The sequence below is a fragment of the Bacteroidota bacterium genome (genome assembly GCA_018698135.1).
Taxonomy (GTDB): Bacteria; Bacteroidota; Bacteroidia; order CAILMK01; family JAAYUY01; genus JABINZ01.
This window is the reverse complement of sequence record JABINZ010000115.1, coordinates 1-4,447: the sequence shown is the minus strand read 5'-3', so window position 1 is coordinate 4,447 and position 4,447 is coordinate 1. Positions and strand designations below refer to the sequence as shown.

The 4,447-nt window shown below is 35.2% G+C and carries 6 protein-coding genes; all 6 read left to right on the top strand.

All coding sequences use genetic code 11. From position 1 onward, the window contains the following. A partial coding sequence (locus tag HOG71_07405; GenBank protein MBT5990664.1) for an NAD(P)H-hydrate dehydratase occupies nt 1-1,275 on the top strand: 1,275 nt, incomplete at its 5' end. A gap of 1 nt (nt 1,276) precedes the next feature. Further along, nucleotides 1,277-1,552, top strand: a complete 276-nt coding sequence (locus HOG71_07400) for a hypothetical protein (GenBank protein MBT5990663.1) — start codon at nt 1,277-1,279, stop codon at nt 1,550-1,552. A 39-nt stretch (nt 1,553-1,591) separates the two neighbouring features. After that, the gene (locus tag HOG71_07395; protein ID MBT5990662.1) at nt 1,592-1,909 is read left to right on the top strand and encodes a hypothetical protein; all 318 of its coding nucleotides are present in this window, start codon (nt 1,592-1,594) and stop codon (nt 1,907-1,909) included. A gap of 51 nt (nt 1,910-1,960) precedes the next feature. Next, nucleotides 1,961-2,740 (top strand): 5'/3'-nucleotidase SurE, encoded by a 780-nt coding sequence (surE, locus tag HOG71_07390; protein ID MBT5990661.1) that lies wholly within the window; start codon nt 1,961-1,963, stop codon nt 2,738-2,740. Beyond that, entirely contained in the window at nt 2,727-3,017 is a 291-nt protein-coding gene (locus HOG71_07385; GenBank protein ID MBT5990660.1) for a hypothetical protein, read from the top strand. The genes surE and HOG71_07385 overlap by 14 nt, the downstream gene beginning before the upstream one ends. After that, on the top strand, nt 3,017-4,129 hold the full coding sequence (gene lpxB, locus HOG71_07380) for a lipid-A-disaccharide synthase (protein ID MBT5990659.1): 1,113 nt from the start codon (nt 3,017-3,019) through the stop codon (nt 4,127-4,129). Before HOG71_07385 ends, lpxB begins: the two co-directional genes overlap by 1 nt. Nucleotides 4,130-4,447 lie beyond the last annotated feature (318 nt).

Here is a 4,447-nt window from a genome sequence, read left to right as displayed (position 1 = left end):
TCCTATATTATTGAGTACTCCAATCAGGCATCTGAAGATTTTGTTTGCAATTATGATAGATTAAAAAATACGAAAACAGCCAGAATTATTCATTTGGATGAGAACTCAAAATTCCCACGAATTGAAAATAATGATGTTGTGATTGACGCCATGTGGGGAACAGGACTTTGTAGACCTATTGAAGGATTTTCCAAATCCATTATTGAAAAAATAAATCGATCAGATGCTAAAATTATTGCCCTCGACATTCCATCAGGCTTGTTTTGTGATGGGATTAATTCGGATTCATCAATCGTTCAATCCGATTATACAATCAGTCTGCAAACACCTAAACTTTGCTTTTTTCTTGCTGATAATCATCAATATGTGAAGAACTGGGAAGTTGTTGATATTGGGCTAAGCAAAGAATTTATTGACAATCTTGACGTAAGCTACTATTTAACTGAAAAAAAAGAAATTAAAAAGGCAATACAAAGCAGAAACCCCTTTGACCATAAAGGTAATTTTGGACATGCTTTATTAATAAGTGGTTCAACAGGAAAGATGGGCGCTGCAATATTGGCAGCAGCTGCTTGCTTGCGTTCAGGAGCTGGTTTATTGACGGTTCAAGTTCCAAAATCAGCAAACAGCCTCATTCAAATAGCGGTTCCTGAAAGCATGAGCATAGCCGACTCCAATGAGAATTGCTTTTCCGAAATACCTGATTTAACAAGCTTTTCTGCTATTGGCATTGGACCAGGAATTGGGACAGATACAGTTACCCAGCATGCCTTTAGTAAACTGATTCAACAAGTGCAAAAACCATTGGTTATTGATGCGGATGGAATCAATATGCTGGCATTAAATCCAGCTTTGCTAAAGGAGCTGCCTGACAATACAATTATCACCCCTCATATTGGTGAATTTGATCGATTAGCCGGAAGGAGCGAAAATCAGTTTGAGCGTTTATCCAAGGCAAAAGAAATTGCAATCGATAATCAAATCACAGTAGTACTTAAAGGGAAATATACGGCCATTGTACGAACTGATGGGAAGGTGTTTTTCAACCCAAGCGGAAATCCGGGTATGGCCACTGCGGGTAGTGGAGATGTGCTTACCGGAATGATTTTAGGGTTTTTGTCACAAAATTATGCTACTTTTGAAGCAGCAAAAATTGCCGTATATTTGCACGGAATGGCAGGAGACTATGCTGCCAATAAATTCACTGAAATTTCAATGAAAGCAAGCGATATCATTGACCATATCCCAAAAGCGATTAAAAAACTATTGAATTAGTATGCACAAAAAAGACATCCGAATAGCGTCTGTTTTCTCCCTGGTTTATGCAATTATCAGCATAATCTATAGTATCGGTCTGATCTATGATAAGTTGTCATCCAATACGGCTACACTTTATTTGATTTTGGTTACCATACTTGTATCCATTATTTTACTCTATTTCAAACGATTTCTTAAGTATTTTTACAACTACAGAGACAAGAGTAATTTTATGGTTTGGATTATTATTCTCGAAGTCGTTCATGCACTCTATATCATTGTTTTTTCAAATTGATTACAAAAATCAAACGATTTTTACTTCATTTATTCATCGATGGCCATTTTACTCTCTACCATTTTGCTTCTGTTTTATGCCATTTTTGCTTCTAAATTATTGACTCTTTCGCGCAAACGCACCCCACTCATTTTACCTTTTGCATTATCATTTTATCTGATTCCCATCATTACGATAGTCTCATTCAGTTATTCTATTTTTTTAGGGGATAGTGTTATTCATGCTATCGATTATAACAACAGCGCTCTGATACTTACTTTTCTGAAACTTTTTCCTTTTATGTTGCTTCCTATTTTATATGTTCAAGCATATCGGCAAAAGAAAAGCAGTCATTCCAATAAAAGAAGGAAATATTAGTCTACTGAAAGCGAATAATAATCCGCTTCATATCTTTGCCATAAAAAAAAAGTGCCTAGAAAACCAAAAATACTCATTACCAACGATGATGGGATAGACGCCCCCGGACTTGCTGTATTAGTCGAAAGCATGAAACAGTTTGGGCAAATAGCTGTTATTGCACCACAAAAACCTATGTCTGGTGTAGGACATGCGATTACCATGCGAGAGACAATAGGCGTTGAAAAAACCAATCATTTTAAAAATATTCCATCTTTTTCGATTGCCGGCACACCAGCTGATTGTGTAAAATATGCATTTGCAAAATATTATAATAATCCTCCAGACTTAGTTGTTTCAGGCATCAATCATGGCTCAAATGCTTCGGTCAACATGATCTATTCAGGAACCGTGGCTGCTGCGGTTGAAGGAGCACTGTATGGCGTTTCTTCCATTGCTTTTTCATCGGTTAACTACAATGAAGATGCAGACCTTTCGGAGGCAGTGAAAATTATTAAAGATCTGATTCCAAAAGTAATTTTAAACCCATTGCCACGTTTTACTTTATGGAATGTGAATATTCCTGAAGTTTTGAGATCAGAACAAAATCCATATCGTTTTTGCAGGCAATCAATGGCTCATTGGAAAGAAGAGTTTATTGAAGACAGAAATGTGAATGGAAAACAGTCTTTCTGGCTTCGTGGCACATTTATGTGTAACGACAGGGATGAATCAACTGACATTTGGGCCTTAGAAAACGGCTATGCGTCAATTGTTCCAGTTTCCCTTGATTTAACAAATCATGAATTCCTCGAAAAATTAAAAAACACTTATTCAAATGAAAAAAAATGACAACTTATGGATTGGCGTAGTAATCGGTCTGATTATGTCCGTAATTGCCGTAATTGCATTCTACTTTATTAAATTTCCTGAGCGTGAATTTAGCTCCTATTTAAAAATATTAGTACGCACAAAGGACCTTTTTGCACCTCTGCTGAGCTTGGCTGGAATTCCTAATCTGGTCATTTTCTATTTATTTATTAATAGGGAACGATATAAAACAGCAAAAGGCTTAATTATGGCAACATTTTTATTGGTACTAGCTGTCATTCTCATTAAAGTTCTTTAATGTCGAAATACTACCTCATAGCAGGAGAATCATCGGGTGATATTCATGGTGCAAATCTGGTTAAAGAAATTGCAAAGCAAGATTCGCAAGCTATTTTCAGAGGGTTTGGTGGCAACCAAATGAAGACAAGCGGTGTGGAGATTATCCAGCACTTTAAAGACATCGCTTTCATGGGTTTCAAAGAGGTAGCCTTAAATCTTAGAACCATCACCAAAGCCATTAAGCTATGCAAATCCGATATACTGAAATTTGCTCCAGATACAATAATACTTATTGATTACCCCGGATTTAACCTTCGAATAGCTCAATTTGCACAAGAAAATAATATTCAGGTTATGTATTATATTTCGCCACAAATTTGGGCCTGGAAAGAAAAAAGAATTAAAAAAATTAAGAAGTATGTAAATAAAATGATCTGCATACTTCCCTTCGAAAAGGAATTCTATGCTAAATATAAATTCCCTGTTTATTATGTTGGACATCCCCTCATCGATCATATTAATTCCTTCAGTATTGATCCAGATTTTAATACAAAATACAATCCTAAAAATCAAAAATTGATAGCTGTGCTGCCGGGTAGCCGTCAACAGGAAATCGAAAAAATTCTGCCGCTAATCATTGAGGTTTGTAAAAAATATGCAGATTATAAATTTCTGATAGCAGGCTCTTCAAACATTGATAAACAATCGTATACAAAACTTGATGAGATTGAAAATGCATCACTGATTTTTGACAATTCATACAATATATTAAAGCATGCTGATGCAGGTATTATTAAGTCAGGGACATCAACCTTGGAGGCAGCACTTTTTAAGCTTCCTTTCGTTGTTATCTATAAAACCACTGGAATTACCTACCGCATAAGTAAAGCATTAATCAAAATAAAATACATTTCACTAGTCAATCTGATTTTGGACAAGACTGTTACCAAAGAATTGATTCAAAGCAATTTATCCATTAACACCCTATCTAAGGAACTCGATTTATTGATGAGTGATGTAAAATACAGACAAAACATGCTGGCTGATTTTACATTACTTAAACAAGAACTGGGTGAAATGGGAGCATCAAAAAGAGCTGCTGAAGTAATTACTTCGCATATGATCAAGTAACACTAATACTCATTTGGCTTCAAAACTGGTACTGCAGCTTGATCGATTTACAAATTATTAGCAGTACAATCAGCTCTTCAATTAAATAAAAACTAACCAAGATTAATTTCTCGTAAATCATGTTATTTAAGGCTTCTAGAATTAATCAGAATGCTCTTTTAAAGATAATTAAGCAATTATTTCCTGACTTCGTCAATGCGCCACCCAATTTAAAACAAAAACAATTTAGCTAATTGTTTTTGTTTTTCAGTGAGCAGTAAAACTTTCTCTATAGTTTCTTCAGAGTTAGGAACAGTCACTTTAATCGTACATATCGTT